The following is a 17,691-nucleotide window of genomic DNA, read 5'->3' on the forward strand; positions in this document are numbered from 1 at the left end:
ATATCAACACATTAAAGCTCAGTCAACCTTTCTTTTCAAAGTTCCAAATCATTTGACAAAGATTTTCAATCGTGGTATCATTAAATATATTACATATTAGGAGATTCTTATGTATAAAAGATTTTTTAAAAGATTTTTAGATATTGTTATTTCCTTTTTCGGACTTATTATTCTTGCTTTTCCTATGCTTGTTATAGCTATCATTGTAAAGGCAGATTCAAAAGGCCCTGTTCTTTTTAAGCAAAAGAGAGTGGGAATACATAAAACATATTTTTCAATGCCTAAATTCAGAACTATGTATGTGGAAACTCCCGCAAATATGCCTACCCATATGCTTAATAATCCTGCCCAATGGATTACCCCTTCGGGCAAGTGGCTGAGAAAGCTGTCATTGGACGAGCTTCCTCAGATTTGGTGCATTTTTGTTGGAAAAATGTCGATAATCGGTCCTCGTCCTGCCCTTTGGAACCAAGAGGATTTAATTGCAGAGCGTGATAAATACGGTGCAAATGATATCAGACCGGGGCTGACAGGCTGGGCGCAGATAAACGGCCGTGATGAGCTTGAAATTGAATACAAAGCAAAGCTTGATGGCGAGTATGCCGAGAAAATCAGCTTTTTGTTTGACTGTAAGTGTTTCTTCGGAACTATTCTTTCTGTACTTAAGCACGACGGCGTGGTGGAAGGCGGAACAGGTGAACTGAAAAAAGAACAAGAAGAGAAGGAAACTGCCAACATATGAAGTCTTTTGAAAAACAAAAGAAAGTTGCTGTAATAGGCGCCGGCTTTGTCGGCGCTTCAATAGCATATGCACTGACTTTGCTAAATCTATCGGAAGAAATAGTTCTTATTGATATAAACTATAAAAAGGCACAGGGTGAAGCATACGACATTACGCACGGAGTTTCATCCTTTGGCTGTTGCCGTGTTTATGCAGGCGATTATTCAGATATTAAAAATTCCGACTTAATAATAATTACCACCGGCAGAACACGAAAAGTGGGAGAGAGCCGTCTGGATTTAATTTCAGACAATATCTCAATTATGAAAAATGTGCTCTCCCAAATAAAAAAGCACTATAATTCAGGTGTCATTCTTGTTGTTTCAAACCCTGTCGATATTTTAGTATCCCTATGTGATAAAAGCTTAGGACTTCCCGACGGCAAGGTTTTCGGAACGGGCTGTATTCTTGACAGTTCAAGATTTGTAAGCTGTGTTTCGGAACACGTCGGAGTTAACATTGATGCTGTAAAAGGATATGTTATCGGAGAACACGGGGACTCTCAGGTGCCCCTGTGGAGTTCTCTTAAGATTTCAGATATGCCTATTTCCGAATATTGTAAAAAAGAAAATATTGAATGGGACGAAAAACAAAAGCAACATATTTTTACCCGTGTTAAAAATATGGGTGCCCATATAATATCAGCAAAGGATAAAACTCATTACGGAATAGCAACCTGTGTATCTCATTTAGCAAATTCAATATTAAATGACAAGCCTGACGTATTTCCTGTATCCTCTGTTCTTACAGGAGAATATGGTATAAACGGCGTCGCTTTAAGCGTGCTTTCCGAGGTTTCTTCTCAAGGCATTGTAAAGAGAATTGACGCCGAGCTTAGTGCATCTGAGCTTGAGGCTCTCCAAAGCTCTGCCTGTCTTTTAAAAGACAGATTAAATCCATTACTGAAAAAGGGAGTTTAAAAGTGAAGCTGTTAATTGTCTGTCAGTATTATTTCCCCGAACAATTTTTAATAAATGAAATTGCCCCCGATTTAGTAAAGCAGGGGCACGAGGTAACTGTACTTACAGGGCTTCCCAACTATCCCTCGGGCACAGTACCTGACGAATACAAAAAAGGTAAAAAACGTGATGAAATCATTGACGGAGTAAGAGTTATCCGTTGTAATGAAATAGGCCGAAAAAAAGGAAAAATCGGACTTGTTTTAAACTATTTAAGCTTTTGCTTTTTCGGCTGTATCAAGGCAAAAAAACTAAAAGAAGAATTTGACCTTGTTTTCAGTTATCAGCTCTCCCCCGTTTTTATGGCTCTGCCTGCTATTGCCTACAAGAAAAAGCACCGCAAGCCGTTATTTCTCTACTGTCTTGACATTTGGCCAGAATCTGCACAGGCACACGTGCACAACGACAAAGGCTTTTTATATAAGCTTATTTCAAAATATTCAAAGAAAATTTATTCTCAGTGCGATAAAATTGCAGTAACCTCTCAGCCCTTTATTGAATATTTAAGCAAGGTAAACGGCATAGATGAAAGTAAAATGGTTTACATTCCTCAGCACGCTGATGACAGTATGCTAAATTTCAATCTTGAAGCTGAAGATAACGAAATCGCAGACTTTATGTTTGCAGGCAACTTTGGGAAAGGACAAAGGCTTGATATTATAATAAAGGCGGCAGCTCTTCTCAAGGATAAAAATAATTTTAAAATTCATCTCGTAGGAGACGGCTCTACAAAAGATACAATAAAAGAGCTTGTTAAAGCAGAAAATCTTGAGGACAAGGTTATTTTTCACGGTCAGATAAACCGAAAGGATATGCCTCAATATTATAAAATGGCAGATGCTTTACTTATAACCTTAAGAGGAAACAACTTTGTAGGAAACACAATGCCCGGCAAGCTTCAAACCTATATGACTGCGGGCAAGCCTATTTTTGCATCTATAAACGGAGCAGCAAAAGAGGTTATAGAGGAATCGGGATGCGGAGCCTGTGTAGGCGCTGAGGACAGCGAAGGTCTTGCTTCAATTATGCTTGATTATATAGAGAATAAAGAAAAGTATTCTCAATGCGGTAAAAAAGCCCAAAGCTATTTCAAAGAGAATTTCACAAGAGAAATTTACATACAACGATTACAGAAGCAGCTTGAAAATCTTTTAAAGGAGCTGTAAAATTATGAAATTTAAAAAACTACTCAGAGGCAGAGCTTTGTACACTCAGGAGGATAAGCTTTGGATTGCCAGAGGTATGTGCTTCTTTGCTGTTGACTACAACGGAAAAAGAGTAACCGATAAATACCGTGTAGGCGGTACCTTAAAATATCTTTTATCAATAAACCGTCTTTCCCGTCAGCTTTTGCGAGAAGGGATACATCATTTATTACCCCTTAAAAACGGCAACATAATGGTAAGCGCAAAAAGAAAAGTTTATATTGTTTCTCCTGACGGCAGTATAAAAAATACCTTCAGCGGTTATTCCGGCAACAAGCCCGGACACCAAGGGGTATGCGTTACCCCCGACGGAACTGTTTTCTTTGGAGAATATACCCTTAACACTCAGCGTAATATTGACACTAAATTATACAGAAGCACAGATAACGGCGAAAGCTTTGAATGTATTTTAACTATGTCTGGCAAAGAGGTACGTCATATTCATTTTATAAAATATGACCCTTATGAAAAATGTCTTTGGTTAGGTACAGGTGACGAGGATTTTGAATGTAAGCTTATGAAGAGCACCGATAACGCTCAAAGCTGGCAAACCATAGGCGAAGGCAGTCAGGATTGGCGAGCTATCGGAATTTGCTTTGATGAAAATTATCTTACCTGGGGCACCGATGCAGGAAGTGTTCCCGACCAAAATCATATAATCAGAATGGACCGCAAAACAAACACTCTTGAAATACTTTCAGATGCAGAAGGCCCCTGCCACGGCTGCGCAAGCTTTAAAAACGGCAGAGTTTTCATTTCCACAGGAGTTGAAGGCGGTCAGAACGAAAAGGATAATATTGCCCGTTTAAAAGAGCTTAAGGAAAAGATACCTGTTGATGTTTTAACTGCAAAGAAGGATATTTTCCCTCTTATTCTGCAATACGGCGTTATGAGATTTCCTTTGGGAACAGAAAACACCGATAAGATTGTATTTACCCAAATGGCACTTTGCGGCGGCGGAGAAAAAATCTTTATAGAAGGCTAAAAAATAAACTGCTCTATACATTTTAGAGCAGTTTTTGTTTACAAATAATATACTTAGATGTATAATGATTGTAATATTAAATATTGGAGTTATGATATGAAAGATAAGCAAAAAAACATTTTAAGTCTTTTTCTGACTATGCTTAAAATAGGGCTTTTTACCTTCGGCGGCGGTTATGCTATGCTTGCCCTGTTGGAAAACGAGCTTATATCAAAAAAGAAATGGATTGAAAAAGATGAATTTTTAAATATGGTGGCAATTGCAGAATCTACACCGGGACCTATTGCAATAAATTCCGCTACCTATATCGGCTATAAAAGAGCAGGCTTTTTAGGCTCATTAAGTGCAACTATAGGAATATGTATTCCATCCTTTGTCATTATTTATTTAATCTCTCTTTTCTTTGATTTGTTTTTATCCTTGTCCTACGTTCAATATGCCTTTAAGGGAATTCAGGTATGTGTAGTTTTTCTCATTTTCCGTGCAGGACTTAAAATGTTTAAGGGTATTGAAAAAACACTCTTAAGTATTATAATTTTTTCTTTAACTATTATATGTATGCTTGCATTTTCACTGTTTTCTGTTTCTTTTTCTGCAGTTTTCTATATTCTTATAAGCGGTGCAGTAGGAATTTTTGCTTACCTCATAGGACTTCTTACTAAAAAGAGAAAGGAGTCCGAAAAATGATTTATATAAAGCTTTTTCTTACCTTTCTTGAAATCGGCGCAGTTTCTTTCGGCGGCGGCTACGGAATGATTTCTCTTATCCGTGAAAAAGTTCTTCTAAACAATTGGCTTACAGAGGGAGAGCTGCTTAATCTTATTGCTGTTTCCGAGTCAACTCCCGGTCCTATTGCTGTCAATATGGCAACCTTTATCGGCTCAACTCAAGGCGGTTTTTGGGGCTCGTTTGTAGCAACCTTGGGAGTTATTCTTCCCTCATTTATTATCATTCTGTTTATTTGTCTGTTAATGAGTAATTTACTAAAATATTCAGGGGTCAATGCCTTTTTAAATGGTGTACGTCCCTGTGTTATCGGACTTATTATTGCAACCTCAATAACAATGCTTTTAAGTACTGTTTTTGGAATTACAGCTATTGCCGATAGCTTTTCCTTTGATATAAAAGGCGCTGTAATTCTCGTTCTTTTAATTGCCTTTTCATTTGTCTATAAAAAAATCCGCAAAGCCTCCGCTTCCCCCATCCTTCTTGTAGTTATATCGGGAATACTGGGAGCAATAATATACGGCATAAATTAAAAGGAGATGTAAAAAAGCGCAGAACACATAAACAATAGAAAAATATCTTTCAGATGATTATTTTAATAAATATACGTTTATGCTATCTGCCAAATTTTCCTATCTCCTAAAACTATTCTCTAAAAAAAGAAGCTGTACAAAAACGAAAGTTTTTACAGCTTCTTTTTATTTTTAAATATTTTCTTGTGTGGTTTCATCAACCGTTGGAGCAGAAAATCCTAATTCCTCATAAGTACAGTAGCCGTTTATTATGGCTTTATCTCTGAGTATCATATACAAATATGCTTTTGTTGACATCGCATAAGGAACAACAAAAACAGTACCTAAGCCGCAACAAACTATTGTACCTAAAAGATACCAGCCGATAAAGGATAAATCAAGTATAAAAATTTCCCCTTTTTCGCCCTTTGTCATCTGCTGACTCAGTTCAATGGCTCTTTTAGCTCCTATTTGAGGATTGTCGGCAAGTATGTAAGGTACCATTGAATAAGCGTAGCCTTTTACTATACCGGGAATTATAAAAAGAAGCGACCATAAAAACTCATATAAAAATCTCAGCGCCATAGCCTTGACAGTAGGAATATATCTGTTTGCCTTAAAGCAAAATATCATATCGTTAAATTCATTTTTATCTCTATATGAATTTAAAATATATTTATTTACACCCACCGAAAAAGGAAAAGCAACAAAAATATTAAAGGCAATAGATATAACAAAAAGTATACCGGCAACTGCAAGTGCTATAATAAAAACCGTTAAAAAGCCTAAAACAGCTTCGGAGGGAAGCATATCGTTGTTAAAGGGGGAATTCGGGGCTGATAAATCAATATTAAAATTAAAGCCTGCACTGCCCATTCCCGAAGAAACCGAAGATATTCCCGAGCTTATTATACTAAGTATAAAGCATACAAGGAAAACCTCCCAATAATGCTTTTTAAGCATTTCCTTTGCATTGTTTTTTAATAAACTTCTCGTCCACATAAGTCAATTACTCCTCGTCTAAAAACTCTTGTTCTTCCTCTGATTCCTCAAACTCTTCGTATTTATCATCATCGCTTACATATTCGTCGTCAATATAGTCTTCTTCCTCTATTTCGACCTTTAAAATTTCCTGCTTTTGAGATAAAAGCTCTTCATATTTTTCTCTTGTTTGCTTTGTTGGTACAAGAACCGATATTACAAATAAAGCAAAGGCAAGATAATGCACCTGAGAAACAAAAAACTGTGCCAGATTTCCGCCTACTTCCTCTTTATTCATAAATATAAGAGAAGGGATTGCAGAAACAACTATAACAAAAACAGCGCACATTCCAAAAGCAAAAGTACGTTTTTTACCCTTACTCTTTATCATTGATTTTGAATAATAAAGGAAGAAAAGAATCAAAGCGCAAAGAGAAAGGATTTCAAAGGTTTTTGAAGCTATACTTGCTACGCCTGTATATTTCACAAAAAACTCTATAAGACGTACCGTGCAGTACAAAACGGGAATAAGATACATTACAAAAGAAAGCTTTTTGCTGTTAAAAATAGCAACCAAAAGGAAAGCACACATTAAAACGGCAAAGACAAGATATAATATTGCAAAAATGTCTTTTTCCCCGTTCTTTATGCCCTTTACCTCAAGGAATATATTTCCCACAGTTGTAATAAGCAGAAAAACGCAGGCAATATTCATTACTGTACTGTTATTTTTTCTGTTTATTGAAACAATCTGGTCTCTCAGGGCAAAGCCTGAGGAAATAAAGAAAATTATTGAAACAATACTTAAAATATTGAAGCCTAAAATTGATGTGCTGTTTATGGCATAATATCCTGTCTGAGGGTCAATGGCAAAAATATATTCTACAACACGCATAGCCAAAGCGCCCATACAAAGCAATATTAAAAACAACAGATATACGCTTTGTCTTTTACTCATTTTTTATCACTATCCGTCTATTATAATTTAAAAATCAGCGGTTTCTCTGCATAAGCAGATAAATTATATATGCTCCCATAGCAACAATTACCATAGAAAAGGCAATTATAATTACAATTATTTTTTCCTGAAGCTGATTATATTTTTTATCAAGGGCTTCGTAGCTGTCATTATATCCGATATCGTCTTCAAAATCAGGTGTCGTTGTATCTGAGCTTATTACTTCAGAGGAAACTGCCTCACTGCTGATAGTCTGATTATCCTCAGAGCTTACAGGAGGAGCGTTGGGGTCGGGCTGTCTTGTAACAACTACACGGTATGTTTTTTGAGTTACCTTGTCAGCCGCCACTACAACTACATAAACATTATTTTTTCCGACCTTAAGATTTTTGTTGCCTGTTACACTTGCTTTTGCACCTGCATCACTTACAGTATATTCCACATCAACAGAGCTTATATCAAAAGGAACTGTTATTGAATAACCTGTTGTTTTATCAGTAGAAAAAGCAACATTCAAAGGATAGTTTTTAACACTCAAAGCCGAAAGATTTGCATTATTAGATGCCTTTTCAATAATTTGCATTGTCTTTGCATCAGCAGGAGCAGCAACCATATCTTCTGGTGAATCGTAATCAGTAAAACCATTTATCTTGGTAATAGAAAAACTAACATTTCCAAGAGCTGCTGTATCCTTAACCTTAAAAACAAGCTTTCCAATAGTCCACGTGTTCTTAGGAATAAACTTCTCTATATCATTAGGATATGATATAATTTGAACTTCATTCCCTGAATTTTTGCAAGTAGTAGTAAAACCAAAGAGCGCTTCACTGCGTGCTTGACTGTCTTCTTTTACAAATTCTAAAGCTTCGCCGTTATACTGAATCGAAAGGTCAAAGCCGTAAACATCCTTCTCGGCGCCAGACATATTTATCTGTACCTCTATCGTCTGCCCCTGGCTTGCAGTTGCAGGGGGAGTTGCCGCTACATATATAATGCTGTCGGCAGAAACATTTATAGGAACAAGCATTAAAACAAAGCATATCAAAATAACAAAACAACAGATTTTTTTAGAAAACATCTCAGCGTATCCTTCCGTTTTATTTATATGTACTTATTATATCTTATTATAATAAATAAATCAATATTTTCTCCACACCATTTTATCAATTATACCTGTATAGGACTGAATTATCTTTACAACCTTTGTAGATACATTTTCGTCTGTATAATCGGGCACAGGTATTCCGTCGTAACCTTGCTCGTTTAAGTCAATAGCAGTTGTAACGGCTTGAAGGAGGGATTTTTCGTCAATGCCTGCCAACACAAAGCATGCCTTATCAAGAGCTTCAGGCCTTTCGGTAGATGTACGGATACATACTGCAGGGAAAGGCTTTCCGATACTTGTAAAGAAGCTGCTCTCTTCGGGTAATGTTCCGCTGTCAGAAACAACGGCAAAAGCGTTCATCTGAAGCTTGTTATAATCGTGGAAGCCTAAAGGCTCGTTTCTTATAACTCTGCTGTCAAGCTTAAAGCCGCTTTCCTCTAATCTTTTTTTGCTTCTGGGATGACAGGAATAAAGAATGGGCATATCGTACTTTTCAGCAAGCTTATTTATAGCTGTAAAGAGAGATAAAAAGTTTTTCTCTGTATCAATATTCTCTTCTCTGTGCGCAGAAAGGAGAATATATTTTTTCTCTTCAAGCCCTAATCTTTTAAGCACATCAGAGGCCTCGATATCCTTTAAATTGTTGTGCAAAACCTCTGCCATAGGTGAGCCTGTTACATAAGTTCTTTCTTTAGGCAAGCCGCACTCTGCAAGATATCTTCTTGCGTGCTCTGAATATGCAAGATTTACATCGGATATAATGTCTACTATTCTGCGGTTTGTTTCTTCGGGCAGACATTCGTCCTTACAGCGATTTCCCGCTTCCATATGGAAAATGGGAATATGAAGCCTTTTTGCACTGATAGCGGAAAGACAGGAATTAGTATCACCCAAAATCAAAAGAGCATCGGGCTTTATCTGAGTCATAAGCTTATAAGAGCAGTTGATGATATTACCTACCGTAGCGCCTAAATCGTCGCCCACTGCGTCCATATACACTTCGGGATTTTTAAGCTTAAGGTCTTTAAAGAATACTCCGTTGAGATTGTAGTCGTAGTTTTGTCCCGTATGGGCAAGAATACAGTCAAAATATTTTCTGCATTTATCAATTACTGCCGCAAGCCTTATAATTTCGGGGCGTGTTCCTACAATTATAAGAAGCTTGAGTCTGCCGTCATTTTTAAATTTAACATCTAAATAGTCTGTTCTTATTTCCATTATAACACCCGCTTTTAAAAAAATATTCCTTTTGAATTTCCTGTATATCCAAAATGCTTTTTCAACGCTAAATCCTTTTCCTCGCCTTTTAAATGTCCCAAATGCAAGGACTCTTTCTGAAGCTTTTCAAAATATTCATCGGCACTTTTAATAACTTTAGCAGGAACTCCCACAGCAACAGAGTTGTCGGGAATATCCTTAGTTACAACTGCGCCTGCACCTATAATAACATTGTTTCCGATTGTTACCCCCGGAAGAACAATTACATCATTCCCGAAATATACGTCATTTCCCACAGTGATAGGCTTTGTTATTTCCAAATCGGGCACCTTATGTCTGTAAAGAAGAGTACCTCCGTCGTGAGTGATAAATTTAACTCCGTTTGTTATGTGAACATTGTCCCCGACAGTTATTATCCACGGCTCTGTGCTCCACTCAACTCTTCCGTAAATATATAGCCTTCCTTTAATATTAACGCCCACTTTTTGAGCATATTTTATAGGCTTCAAAGCTCCAACTATCTTTTTATACAGCATACGGTATATGCTTCTTATTTTCATTCTACCACCTCAAAAAATGTATCGGGATGCTCAGGCTCAAACTGCTCGTTTGCCCACATCACCGTAACAAGATTTTCTGTATCGGAAAGATTTATAATGTTATGCGTATATCCGGGAAGCATATGAACTGCCTCTATTTTGTCCCCGCTCACCTCAAAATTAAGCACCTTATCAGTGCCTATTTTTCTCTGCTGAATAAGTCCTTTGCCCGAAACTACAATAAAAAATTCCCATTTGCTGTGATGCCAGTGCTGGCCCTTTGTAATTCCCGGCTTTGAAATGTTTATTGAAAACTGACCGCAGTCAGCAGTTTTTAAAAGCTCTGTAAAACTTCCTCTGTCATCTTTATTCATCTTTAAAGGAAAAGCTACCTTATCCTCGGGCAAATAGGAAAGATATGTAGAATAAAGCTTTTTAGCAAAGCTGTTTTTGGGAATCTCAGGCATTATAAGAGTCTGCGGCTGTGCTTTAAAGCATTCAAGTAAATCTACAATTTCTCCTAAGGTTACCTTATGTGTAACAGGTACGGCACAGTATTTTCCGTCTTCTTTTAAAATAGTTTGTATACCGTCAAATTCGCAGTGATGCTCTTTACCTTCCAAAGCATCAAGCATCTCTTGTACCAAATCATCAATGTAAAGAAGTTCAAGCTCTATTTCCCTGTCATTTACCGTTATGGGCAAATCATTTGCGATATTGTTGCAGAAGGTTGCCACCGCTGAATTGTAATTAGGTCTGCACCATTTGCCGAAAAGATTGGGGAAACGGTATACCAATACCTTTGCACCTGATTTTTCGCTGTACTCAAAAAACAGCTCTTCCCCCGCTTTTTTGCTTCTTCCATACTCACCGTCATATCTGCCTATAAGGGTTGCCTGCAAAGAAGACGAAAGCATAACGGGACAGGTGTTGTTATGTTTTTTTAAAGCTTCCAGCAAAGTACTTGCAAAGCCGAAATTACCCTGCATAAACTCCTCTTGATTTTGAGGACGGTTTACTCCTGCAAGATTAAAGATAAAATCAGCCTCTTTACAGTAGCTGTCCAACAGTGAAATATCTGTATCAATATCAAATTCAAAAATCTCATCAACGGTAATTTGGGGGCGTGTACGGTCCTTTCCCTCTTTAATTGCCTTCAGAGCCTCCACAAGATTTTTACCCACAAAGCCTGCTGAGCCTGTTACAAGAATTTTCATTTTACACCTCAATATTCAATGCCCATAGCTTCAAGCTGATTTCTGATATATTCAAGAGAGAGAAGCTTCTTTTTAACCTGTTCAACATCAAGAAGCTCTGTATTGTTGGAATTAAATTCCGTAAGCTTGTTTCTTTCTATATCTCCCTGATTAAAATATTTATCGTAGTTAAGACCTCTCTTGTCAGAGGGAACACGGTAAAAATCGCCCATATCCACAGCGTTGGCGCACTCTTCGTTGGTGAGGAGAGTTTCATACATTTTTTCGCCGTGGCGGATACCGATAATTTTAATATTGTCCTTATCTCCGCCGAAAAGCTCGCATACAGCCTGTGCCTGTGTAAGAATTGTGCAGGCGGGCGCTTTTTGAACGAGAATATCTCCGCTTGTACCATTTTCAAAAGCAAAAAGAACAAGGTCAACAGCCTCGTCAAGACTCATAATAAATCGAGTCATTGAGGGCTCTGTAATTGTTATGGGCTGATTGTTTTTTATCTGTTCAATCCAAAGAGGAATAACCGAGCCTCTTGAGCACATAACGTTGCCGTAACGGGTACAGCAAATTTTTGTTTTTTCGGGTGAAACTGTACGGGATTTGGCTACAACGACCTTTTCCATCATAGCCTTTGAGGTTCCCATAGCATTTACAGGGTAAGCCGCCTTGTCGGTAGAAAGACATATAACGTTACTTACTCCCGCTTCAATAGCCGCTGTCAGCACATTTTCAGTACCTAAAACGTTGGTTTTAACCGCTTCAATGGGGAAAAACTCACAGGAAGGAACCTGCTTTAAAGCCGCTGCGTGAAAAACATAGTCAACATCGTGCATAGCGTTTTTGACTGACTGAAGGTCTCTCACATCGCCTATATAAAACTTTAATTTTTCAGAAGCCTCAGGGTCTCTCACCTGGAACTCGTGGCGCATATCGTCCTGCTTTTTCTCGTCACGGGAAAGAATACGGATTTCGCCTATATCTGTTTTCAGAAAACGGTTAAGCACCACATTTCCGAAAGAGCCTGTTCCGCCTGTAATTAATAAGGTTTTATTTGTAAATAAAGACATAGCTAGTCTCCTTATCTGTTTTTATACATTTTATCGTAGTAATTCTGATATTCGCCCGAAATTATGGTTTCCCACCATTCTCTGTTGTTAAGATACCATTCTATCGTCTTTTTTATTCCCACAGCAAATTTTGTTTCGGGAAGCCAACCCAATTCGCTGTGAATTTTTGTAGGGTCAATGGCGTATCTCATATCGTGGCCTTTTCGGTCAGTTACATATTTAATAAGAGTTTCGGGCTTGCCTAATTCCTTGCATATAAGCTTTACAATGTCTATGTTTGCCATTTCATTGTGGCCACCTACGTTGTAAACCTCACCCACTCTGCCTTTGTGAATAATTAAATCTATTGCTCTGCAATGGTCCTCTACATAAAGCCAATCTCTTATATTCTCTCCCTTTCCGTATACGGGAAGAGGCTTATCGTTAAGACAGTTTGCAATCATAAGAGGAATAAGCTTTTCGGGAAAATGATAAGGTCCGTAGTTATTGGAGCAACGGCTTATTGTAACAGGTAAATCATATGTGCGGTAATATGCCTGCACAAGAAGGTCTGCCGCCGCCTTTGAGCTGCTGTAGGGGGAGCTTGTATGAATAGGAGTTTCCTCGGTAAAAAACAAATCGGGTCTGTCAAGAGGTAAATCTCCGTAAACCTCATCGGTAGAAACCTGATGATAACGTTCTATACCGTATTTACGGCAAGCGTCCATCATAACCTGTGTGCCCAGAATATTAGTCTGTAAAAAAACCTCGGGGTTTTCAATGGAACGGTCAACGTGGCTCTCCGCTGCAAAGTTGACAACTATATCGGGCTTTTCAACTTCAAATATTTTATATATACCCTCACGGTCGCATATGTTTGTTTTATAAAACTTAAAGTTTTTATTCTCCATAGCCTTTGCAAGAGTTGACATATTTCCCGCATATGTAAGACAATCGACGCAAATTATTTTATAATCCTCGTATTTATCAAGCATATGATAAATAAAATTTGAGCCTATAAAGCCGGCGCCGCCCGTTACTAAAACACTTTTCATTTATCTTCCTCCGCAAGTGAAATAAGATATTGACCGTATTCAGTCATTTTAAGCTCCTGTCCCAAAGCCATAAGCTGCTGAGAAGAAATAAAGCCTCTGCGCCAAGCTATCTCCTCAATGCAGGATATGTAAAAGCCCTGTCTTGACTGTACTGCCTCCACATATTCAGAAGCCTTTAACATTCCTTCAGGAGTTCCTGTATCAAGCCACGCCATACCTCTGCCCAAAAGCTCTACCTTAAGCTCACCCATTTCAAGATAAGCGTTGTTTACAGAAGTGATCTCAATTTCTCCACGGGCAGACGGCTTAACGTTTTTAGCAATTTCAACTACTCGGTTATCGTAAAAATAAAGACCGGGAACAGCATAATTTGATTTGGGAACAGCGGGCTTTTCCTCTATGGAAATAACCTTTCTGTCGCTGTCAAACTCAACTACGCCAAAGGCACGGGCATCCTTTACGGGATAACCGAAAATTGTTGCTCCCTTTTCTCTGTCAATAGCTCTTCTGAGAATTCTTGTAAGGTCCTGTCCGTAGAAAACATTGTCCCCTAAAATAAGACAAACTCCGTCATTACCTATAAATTCTTCGCCCAAAATAAAGGCATCTGCAAGGCCTCTGGGAGTTTCCTGTACTTTGTAGGAAAACTTAACTCCGATTTGCTCACCCGTTCCCAATAGCTTCTCATAAACAGGAGTGTCCTCAGGAGTTGATATAATTAAAATTTCATTGATGCCTGCAAGAAGTAAAACAGATAAAGGATAATATATCAAGGGCTTGTCGTAAATAGGAAGAAGCTGTTTTGAAACAGCCTTTGTCATAGGGTAAAGACGGGTTCCCTTTCCACCTGCCAGAATAATACCTTTCATAATGCTTCTCCTTTATTTTAGAATAATATCACAAATACGCTCAACGTCAGAAAGCTCTAAGTCTGCATATAACGGTAAAGTAAGAATACGCTCAGATATATATTTTGCAACGGGAGTTTCTTTTATTTCAAACATATTTTTATATGCCGAAAATTCATTTGTACAAGGAAAGAAATATTTTCTTGCAAATATATTTTCTTTTTTTAATTTCTCAATTACCTGGTCGCGTGTATATTTAAAGCCGTCAAACACTACGGGAAAATATGAATAATTTGATTTAACGCCCTCTTGAAGCGGGCACAGCTTAATTCCTTCAACATTTGATAAAAGCTTTCTGTAATGCTCTGCTACTCTTTTTCGTTTTTCAATTTCTTTTTCAATATAGTTCAGGTTGCAAAGCCCCATAGCCGCTGCAAATTCGTTCATTTTTGCATTTATTGCAACCTCGGTTACATCTTCGCCACATTGTCCGAAATTCTTTAAAACACAAAGCTTTTCCTTTAAAGCTTTATCTTTATATGACAATGCTCCGCCCTCGATGGTGTTAAAAACCTTGGTAGCGTGAAAGCTGAACATTGAAATATCTCCAAAGCAGGCGGCGCTTATATTATTTTTAGTTACTCCAAAAGCGTGCGCCGCATCATAAATAGCCTTTAAATTATATTTTTTTGCAATTTCAGAAATTTTTTCTGTATCGCACATATTGCCGTATACGTGTACAGGCAATATGGCGCAGGTTTTATCGGTAATAAGCTCTTCTATTTTATTTACATCTATTGTATAATCAACATCATTTATATCACAAAAAACAGGAGTTAAACCGCTTCTCACTATAGCCTGTGTAGTTGAGGCAAAGGTAAATGGAGTAGTGATGACCTCACCCTCAAGCTTTAAAGCCTGCAAAGCAATTTCTAATGCCAGATGCCCATTTACAAAAAGAGTTACATTTTCAGCATTGAAATAGTTTTCCAATTTTCTTTCCAGCTGTTGATGCTTTGCGCCGTTGTTGGTAAGCCAACGACTGTCCCAAAGTTCTTTTATTTGCTCACAATATTCTTCATATGAAGGCATTGAAGAACGGGTAACGTTAATCTGTGACATAATTTCCTCCACCTATTTTTTGCAAATAAAGCCTTTTACTACCGATAGCACATATTCAAAGCTTTCAAGCTTAAACAGCTTTGCCAGTACTATATAGATAACAGCGCCAAGAGGCACCTGAATAGCAAGAGTGATAACAGCGCCTAAATTCAAAAAGCCGACACAGTAAACTGCAACACCCATAACCGCCGAAATTGCCATTGTAGGCAAAAGGTCCTTAATCTGTTCAATATAGCTGTAATTCAAAAGCTTACGATTTGGAAAAGCATTTACTATACTGCTTAAAATCGTGCTGACAAGTAAGCTGTATGCCATAGCCATTACGCCAAACCACATAGTCGCTACAAGTAATACAACGCCTATTATTTTTTTAACTATTTCGAGTACTAAAAACAGGTCGCTTCTGCCCATAGCTTTAATGGCATTCAAGTTAGCTGTGTGTATGGGATAAAAAGCGTATGTAAAGCAGAAAATACGAAGATAAGGGATACAAAAGCTCCATTTTTCAGTTAAGAGCAAGGGTATTAAAAAGTCTGCGCATACGCCTAAGCCAACCATAAGCGGAAAAAGGATAAATGTGCTTGTTTTCATAGCACGTCTTGTCATCGCTCTTACCTGAGCCCTGTCATTCTGAACATTGGACATAGCGGGCAAAAGCACGCTGTCAATAGAAATATTTACATTTGTTATAACTAAATTAGGAAATTGCATTCCTTTATTATAAAAAGCCAAGTCCTCAGCGGAATACATTTTTCCTATAATAAGCTGGCGCACATCCTTATACACTGTTTCAAGCAAAGAGGAAACAAGCAGCTTCCAACCGAAAGAAAACAGACTTTTTACTCTTTCAAATGAAAACATACGCTTTGGACGCCATTTTACAGTAACCCACAAAACAAGAGTTCCTACCGCAAAATTTACAAGCATCTGCACCACCAAAGCCCAGACACCAAAGCCTAAAGCTGCCATAGTAATTCCAACAACCGCAGCGGCAACGGTACCGCCCAAGGTTGCAAAGAAAAACTTTTTAAACATCATCTTCCTTGAAACATATGCCTGCTGAACGTTTCGTACGCCTGAAATAACTATCATAAGGCTGACTACACAAATAACAGGTACAAGCTCAGGTCTTTCATAAAAGGAAGCAATGAGAGGAGATGCCAAACAAATTCCTATGTAAAGAACGGTACAAAAAACAATATTGACATAAAATACTGACGAAAAATCAAGGTCATCTGCATCTTTTTTCTGTATCAAAGCGTTGCCAAGTCCGCTGTCAACAAAGGTCTGCAAAATGGTGGTAAAAACAGTAACAAGCGCAACTGTACCGTAAACCTCAGGGTCAAGCAAGCGGGCAAGCACTATAGAAACAACAAAGGTAACAAGCTGTGCTCCGCAACGCTCCATAAAACGCCATATGAAATTTATAACAACACTGTTTTTATTATTTGACATAATATCTCCCAAATAAAAAAATAATATGGTTATCTGCGTTTAATTAAAAATGAATATAATCCAGGGCAATAAGCCTTTATGTATAAAAGTACCTTCCATTTAAAGCTTCTTTTATTATATATTTTTCTGTAAGGCTCTTTTTTCAATGCTTTAATATCGCAATTGAGCTCTTTAACGTTAAATTTTCGCCTTATAATTTCTTCCTGTATAAGCTCAGTATATTTATAATTTCTGTATTCATCAAGCTTTTCAAAAGCCTGTATGGATTTTTTTATATGTGTTTCAAATTTTTCTTTATTCTGAGCTATTCTCTCTGTCCAGGAGCCTTTTGCCGCCTGCCTGTAAGCAGAAAGCTTTTCATCTAAAAAGTAAACATCCCCCTGTGTAGAAAGCAAAGCTTTATGTATGTAGTCAAAGTTTTGAACATTTTCAAGAAACAAACTGTTTTCGCTGTAATAGCTTTTTCTGAAAAACATTGATGCCATGGGAAACATACTCAAATCGGATATTATATCTTTTGCAGTATATATTCCTTCCTTATATCCTTTATTTGAATATATAGATATATATTCTCCGTTTTCAGATACTCTTACAGCATTTCCTGCAACAAGAGAGCATTGAGGATATTTATTCATACATTCATACTGTAATTGAAGCTTGTTTGGAGATGTCCAATAGTCATCACCCTCACAAAAAGCTATAAACTCTCCCTTTGCTTTGGGAATCATAAGAGAAGCAGTAATATGAACGCCCTGAGAGTATTGGTTTTCTTTTTGATATATCGGCTTAATAATATCAGGATATTTTTGTTCATACTCTTTTATAATGTCCGCTGTTTTGTCCGTAGAAGCATCATCGTGAACAATTACCTCGAATTTAAAGCTTGTTTTTTGCATCAAAAAGCTTTCAAGAGCCTTTGCAATATATTTCTCGTGATTATACGCTGTACAAATGACAGATACTTTTATCTCTTCCATCTTTTCTC

Annotated in this window: 18 protein-coding genes; 6 read left to right on the forward strand and 12 right to left on the reverse strand. The window is 37.6% G+C overall.

The window, feature by feature from the left end:
- Positions 1-109 precede the first annotated feature (109 nt).
- The 6 genes from E7480_01530 to E7480_01555 all read left to right on the forward strand — a co-directional run bounded on the left by E7480_01530 (position 110) and on the right by E7480_01555 (position 5,189).
- A complete protein-coding gene (locus E7480_01530) occupies positions 110-742 on the forward strand; it encodes a sugar transferase (protein ID MBE6903271.1) in 633 nt (210 codons plus the stop codon).
- On the forward strand, positions 739-1,701 hold the full coding sequence (locus E7480_01535; GenBank protein MBE6903272.1) for an L-lactate dehydrogenase: 963 nt from the start codon (positions 739-741) through the stop codon (positions 1,699-1,701). The genes E7480_01530 and E7480_01535 overlap by 4 nt, the downstream gene beginning before the upstream one ends.
- 2 nt (positions 1,702-1,703) lie before the next feature.
- A complete protein-coding gene (locus E7480_01540) occupies positions 1,704-2,906 on the forward strand; it encodes a glycosyltransferase family 4 protein (protein ID MBE6903273.1) in 1,203 nt (400 codons plus the stop codon).
- Between the two features lie 4 nt (positions 2,907-2,910).
- Positions 2,911-3,930, forward strand: coding sequence for a hypothetical protein (locus tag E7480_01545; protein MBE6903274.1), 1,020 nt, complete (start codon positions 2,911-2,913; stop codon positions 3,928-3,930).
- Positions 3,931-4,026: 96 nt separating this feature from the next.
- The gene (locus E7480_01550; protein ID MBE6903275.1) at positions 4,027-4,617 is read left to right on the forward strand and encodes a chromate transporter; all 591 of its coding nucleotides are present in this window, start codon (positions 4,027-4,029) and stop codon (positions 4,615-4,617) included.
- Complete coding sequence (locus E7480_01555; protein ID MBE6903276.1) at positions 4,614-5,189, forward strand: chromate transporter; 576 nt, start codon at positions 4,614-4,616, stop codon at positions 5,187-5,189. The genes E7480_01550 and E7480_01555 overlap by 4 nt, the downstream gene beginning before the upstream one ends.
- A gap of 171 nt (positions 5,190-5,360) precedes the next feature.
- Here the strand turns inward: E7480_01555 and E7480_01560 are convergent, their stop codons facing one another.
- The 12 genes from E7480_01560 to E7480_01615 are packed head-to-tail and all read right to left on the reverse strand — an operon-like array spanning position 5,361 to position 17,683.
- Positions 5,361-6,170: a DUF975 family protein gene (locus E7480_01560; protein ID MBE6903277.1), complete on the reverse strand. Its 810-nt coding sequence runs from the start codon at positions 6,168-6,170 to the stop codon at positions 5,361-5,363.
- 7 nt (positions 6,171-6,177) lie between these two features.
- Positions 6,178-7,107 carry a hypothetical protein gene (locus tag E7480_01565; GenBank protein ID MBE6903278.1) on the reverse strand — a complete coding sequence of 310 codons (930 nt, stop codon included), beginning with the start codon at positions 7,105-7,107 and terminating at the stop codon, positions 6,178-6,180.
- A gap of 34 nt (positions 7,108-7,141) precedes the next feature.
- On the reverse strand, positions 7,142-8,185 hold the full coding sequence (locus tag E7480_01570) for a hypothetical protein (GenBank protein MBE6903279.1): 1,044 nt from the start codon (positions 8,183-8,185) through the stop codon (positions 7,142-7,144).
- Positions 8,186-8,245: 60 nt separating this feature from the next.
- Positions 8,246-9,430, reverse strand: coding sequence for a UDP-N-acetylglucosamine 2-epimerase (non-hydrolyzing) (locus E7480_01575; GenBank protein MBE6903280.1), 1,185 nt, complete (start codon positions 9,428-9,430; stop codon positions 8,246-8,248).
- Between the two features lie 14 nt (positions 9,431-9,444).
- On the reverse strand, positions 9,445-9,990 hold the full coding sequence (locus tag E7480_01580; GenBank protein MBE6903281.1) for an acyltransferase: 546 nt from the start codon (positions 9,988-9,990) through the stop codon (positions 9,445-9,447).
- Positions 9,987-11,186, reverse strand: a complete 1,200-nt coding sequence (locus E7480_01585) for a capsular polysaccharide biosynthesis protein CapF (GenBank protein ID MBE6903282.1) — start codon at positions 11,184-11,186, stop codon at positions 9,987-9,989. Before E7480_01585 ends, E7480_01580 begins: the two co-directional genes overlap by 4 nt.
- Before the next feature lie 8 nt (positions 11,187-11,194).
- Positions 11,195-12,247, reverse strand: coding sequence for an NAD-dependent epimerase/dehydratase family protein (locus E7480_01590; GenBank protein MBE6903283.1), 1,053 nt, complete (start codon positions 12,245-12,247; stop codon positions 11,195-11,197).
- A gap of 11 nt (positions 12,248-12,258) precedes the next feature.
- Positions 12,259-13,281 carry a dTDP-glucose 4,6-dehydratase gene (gene rfbB / locus E7480_01595; GenBank protein ID MBE6903284.1) on the reverse strand — a complete coding sequence of 341 codons (1,023 nt, stop codon included), beginning with the start codon at positions 13,279-13,281 and terminating at the stop codon, positions 12,259-12,261.
- Positions 13,278-14,150, reverse strand: coding sequence for a glucose-1-phosphate thymidylyltransferase RfbA (gene rfbA / locus E7480_01600; GenBank protein MBE6903285.1), 873 nt, complete (start codon positions 14,148-14,150; stop codon positions 13,278-13,280). The genes rfbB and rfbA overlap by 4 nt, the downstream gene beginning before the upstream one ends.
- A gap of 12 nt (positions 14,151-14,162) precedes the next feature.
- A complete protein-coding gene (locus E7480_01605) occupies positions 14,163-15,251 on the reverse strand; it encodes a DegT/DnrJ/EryC1/StrS family aminotransferase (GenBank protein MBE6903286.1) in 1,089 nt (362 codons plus the stop codon).
- Between the two features lie 12 nt (positions 15,252-15,263).
- Positions 15,264-16,706 (reverse strand): lipopolysaccharide biosynthesis protein, encoded by a 1,443-nt coding sequence (locus E7480_01610; protein ID MBE6903287.1) that lies wholly within the window; start codon positions 16,704-16,706, stop codon positions 15,264-15,266.
- Positions 16,707-16,735: 29 nt separating this feature from the next.
- A complete protein-coding gene (locus E7480_01615) occupies positions 16,736-17,683 on the reverse strand; it encodes a glycosyltransferase (protein MBE6903288.1) in 948 nt (315 codons plus the stop codon).
- Positions 17,684-17,691: the final 8 nt, after the last annotated feature.

It is taken from the genome of Oscillospiraceae bacterium, from assembly GCA_015067255.1.
GTDB lineage: Bacteria > Bacillota > Clostridia > Oscillospirales > SIG519 > SIG519.

Bases quoted from the DNA above. Each gene is read 5' to 3' on its own strand.
- E7480_01575 (MBE6903280.1), bottom strand. From the start codon at position 9,430: ATGGAAATAAGAACAGACTATTTAGATGTTAAATTTAAAAATGACGGC.
- E7480_01565 (MBE6903278.1), bottom strand. From the start codon at position 7,107: ATGAGTAAAAGACAAAGCGTATATCTGTTGTTTTTAATATTGCTTTGT.
- rfbB (MBE6903284.1), bottom strand. From the start codon at position 13,281: ATGAAAAGTGTTTTAGTAACGGGCGGCGCCGGCTTTATAGGCTCAAAT.
- E7480_01605 (MBE6903286.1), bottom strand. From the start codon at position 15,251: ATGTCACAGATTAACGTTACCCGTTCTTCAATGCCTTCATATGAAGAA.
- E7480_01570 (MBE6903279.1), bottom strand. From the start codon at position 8,185: ATGTTTTCTAAAAAAATCTGTTGTTTTGTTATTTTGATATGCTTTGTT.
- E7480_01590 (MBE6903283.1), bottom strand. From the start codon at position 12,247: ATGTCTTTATTTACAAATAAAACCTTATTAATTACAGGCGGAACAGGC.
- E7480_01560 (MBE6903277.1), bottom strand. From the start codon at position 6,170: ATGTGGACGAGAAGTTTATTAAAAAACAATGCAAAGGAAATGCTTAAA.
- E7480_01585 (MBE6903282.1), bottom strand. From the start codon at position 11,186: ATGAAAATTCTTGTAACAGGCTCAGCAGGCTTTGTGGGTAAAAATCTT.
- E7480_01615 (MBE6903288.1), bottom strand. From the start codon at position 17,683: ATGGAAGAGATAAAAGTATCTGTCATTTGTACAGCGTATAATCACGAG.
- E7480_01535 (MBE6903272.1), top strand. From the start codon at position 739: ATGAAGTCTTTTGAAAAACAAAAGAAAGTTGCTGTAATAGGCGCCGGC.
- E7480_01545 (MBE6903274.1), top strand. From the start codon at position 2,911: ATGAAATTTAAAAAACTACTCAGAGGCAGAGCTTTGTACACTCAGGAG.
- E7480_01530 (MBE6903271.1), top strand. From the start codon at position 110: ATGTATAAAAGATTTTTTAAAAGATTTTTAGATATTGTTATTTCCTTT.
- E7480_01610 (MBE6903287.1), bottom strand. From the start codon at position 16,706: ATGTCAAATAATAAAAACAGTGTTGTTATAAATTTCATATGGCGTTTT.
- E7480_01555 (MBE6903276.1), top strand. From the start codon at position 4,614: ATGATTTATATAAAGCTTTTTCTTACCTTTCTTGAAATCGGCGCAGTT.
- E7480_01580 (MBE6903281.1), bottom strand. From the start codon at position 9,990: ATGAAAATAAGAAGCATATACCGTATGCTGTATAAAAAGATAGTTGGA.
- E7480_01550 (MBE6903275.1), top strand. From the start codon at position 4,027: ATGAAAGATAAGCAAAAAAACATTTTAAGTCTTTTTCTGACTATGCTT.
- rfbA (MBE6903285.1), bottom strand. From the start codon at position 14,150: ATGAAAGGTATTATTCTGGCAGGTGGAAAGGGAACCCGTCTTTACCCT.